At 60.6% G+C, this 2,651-nt stretch carries 2 protein-coding genes; one reads left to right on the top strand and one right to left on the bottom strand.

Annotated elements, in window-relative coordinates; all coding sequences use genetic code 11:
- Positions 1-499, bottom strand: a 499-nt coding sequence (locus LCF60_RS24285; protein WP_292295097.1) for an acetyl-coenzyme A synthetase N-terminal domain-containing protein, incomplete at its 3' end; no start/stop codon positions are given.
- Between the two features lie 489 nt (positions 500-988).
- Between LCF60_RS24285 and ade the strand changes: the two genes are divergently transcribed.
- A partial coding sequence (gene ade / locus LCF60_RS24280; protein WP_292295096.1) for an adenine deaminase occupies positions 989-2,651 on the top strand: 1,663 nt, incomplete at its 3' end.

Here is a 2,651-nt window from a genome sequence, read left to right as displayed (position 1 = left end):
GGATCGCGCCGATGCGGGCGCAGGCCAGCATGGCATAGGCGGCTTCGGGGATCATCGGCAGGTAGATCACCACGCGGTCGCCCTTGCGCACGCCCATCGATTCCAGGATGTTGGCCATCCGGCAGACGCTGCGATGCAGGTCGCGGTAGGTGATGTGCTTGGCCGGTTCATTGGGATCGTCCGGCTCGAAGATGATCGCGGTCTGGTCGCCGCGCGTCGCCAGATGCCGGTCGACACAGTTCGCCGCCACGTTCAGCGTGCCATCGGCGAACCAGTTGATCTTGACCTGGCCCAGGGTGAAATCGACATCCTTGATCTGGGTGGGGGCCTTCATCCAGTCCAGCCGCTGCGCCGCTTCGGCCCAGAACCCCTCGGGATCGGACACCGACCGCGCATACATCTCCTCATACCGCGCCAAATCAACATGGGCTGTGGCGGTCATTTCGGCGGATGGCGGATAGACGGCTGTGTCCGCAGCACCGGTTGTTTGCTCATTCATCGCTTTGATCTCCCTCGCTCCGCCCGATCCTCCTCGGGCGTTTCAGAATGCGATCACAGACGTGTTATCGCAGCTGAGGGTCATCATAGTGAAAGCTGCAAATAATAAAATAAGCAAATAAAAATCAGACAGTTAGATGTAAAGAATTTTCAAGAATAATGGAAAAAAGGTAAACAAATTTACCGGACGCAACGTAACATGCTCAAATAGTTCGCAACTTGCTGCCCGCCTCTTTCAACTGTTTGCGGTAACCTGAGCGTGTGCAGGGCACGGATCCCTTCTCCGTCCGGGTGTGACATATTGATCCGGTATGCCGTTGCATGCCGTTCTTGACGCCCGATTTCCCGAACCCTCCAACCGTCAGGGGTGAAAATCCGGAAATTTTCCCCCTGAGTCGTTAGCGCTAAACAAGGTGGCGCGAATGGTGGCTTGGTTGTCCCGTCAAGCTTTGCTTAAACTTCGCCATGTATCAGCAGGAGCGACAGGACCATGAAAGACCGGGATCGACTGGAACACCGCATCGCAGTTGGGCGCGGGGATGTCCCTGCCGACATGGTTCTGCGCAACGCCCACATGCTGGACCTCGTGACCGGAGATCTGCTCGAAGGCGACATCGCCATCTGTGACGGCATGATCGCCGGCACCTGCGGCAGTTATGATGGGGCAGAGGTCAGAGACATGACCGGCCTGATCCTCGTGCCCGGCTTCATCGACACGCATCTGCATATCGAAAGCTCGCTTGTCACGCCGTTTGAATTCGACCGTTGCGTGGCACCCCATGGCGTGACCACCGCGATCTGCGACCCGCACGAGATCGCCAACGTGATCGGCGCGGACGGCATCCGGTATTTCCAGGAGGCAAGCGCGCACACGCTCATGGACATCCGCGTGCAGCTGTCCTCCTGCGTGCCCTCGACCCATATGGAAACCGCCGGGGCGGAACTGCTGGCCGCTGATCTGGCGCCACTGCGGGACCATCCGTCCGGCATCGGGCTGGCCGAATTCATGAACTACCCCGGTGTGATCCACCGCGATCCTCGGGTGATGGAGAAACTGCAGCTGTTCGAGGGCGGCCAAATCGACGGCCATTGCCCGCAGCTGCGTGGCATGGATCTCAACGCCTATATCGCCGCCGGGATTTCGACGGAACACGAGGCGACGACGGCGGAAGAGGCGCGCGAGAAGTTGCAAAAGGGCATGCGTGTGCTGATCCGCGAAGGGTCGGTGTCAAAGGATCTGCACGCTTTGCAACCGCTGCTGACCGAACGCACCGCGCCCTACATGTGCCTGTGCACCGATGACCGCAATCCGCTGGACATCGCGGAAGAGGGGCATCTGGATCACATGATCCGCACCCTGATCGCCCTTGGCACGCCAGTGCTGGCCGCCTATCGCGCCGCGTCGCTGTCGGGGGCCGAGGCGTTTGGCCTCAAGGATCGCGGGTTGATCGCGCCGGGCAAGCGGGCGGATATCGTGGCGGTTGGATCGCTCGAGGCCTGCGACGTGAAAGCGGTTTTCTGTGCCGGGGTCGAGGCCACGGCAAAGAATTTTACCAATCGGTCAAAAATTGACCCGGTCGGTCGCGGCTCTGTCCATGCTCCGCATCTGACGCCCGAGGATTTCCGCGCCAAGGCGAACCGGGAAGAGACCGATGTGATCGGCATTGTCGAAGGCAAGATCATCACCGAACACCTGCACGAGGTGATCGCGGTCGAAGATGGCGACAAGCTGCCCGATCCTTCCCGTGACCTCATTCGCATCGCGGTGGTTGAACGGCATGGCAAGAACGGCAACATCGCCACGGGGTTTGTGCGTGGTTTTGGCCTGCAGCGTGGCGCAATCGCCTCGACCGTGTGTCACGATCACCACAACATCGCCTGCGTCGGTGTGGAGTACGCCGACATGGCGCTGGCCGCGAACCGGCTGACCGAGATCAAGGGCGGGTTTGTGGTGGCGGCAGGGGGCGAGGTGCTGGCAGAATTGGCCTTGCCCGTTGCCGGGTTGATGAGCCTTGAGCCCTTTGAAGAGGTGCATGACCGGTTGGTTGACCTGCGCCGCGCCGCCAAGGGTCTGGGCGTCACGCTGAACGAGCCGTTTCTGCAACTGGCGTTCCTCGCGCTGCCGGTCATTCCGGCGCTCAAGATCACGGATC

Source organism: Marivita sp. (assembly GCF_020055635.1).
GTDB lineage: Bacteria > Pseudomonadota > Alphaproteobacteria > Rhodobacterales > Rhodobacteraceae > Marivita.
The sequence above is the reverse complement of the archived record's forward strand: the minus strand, read 5'-3'. Positions and strand labels throughout refer to the sequence as shown.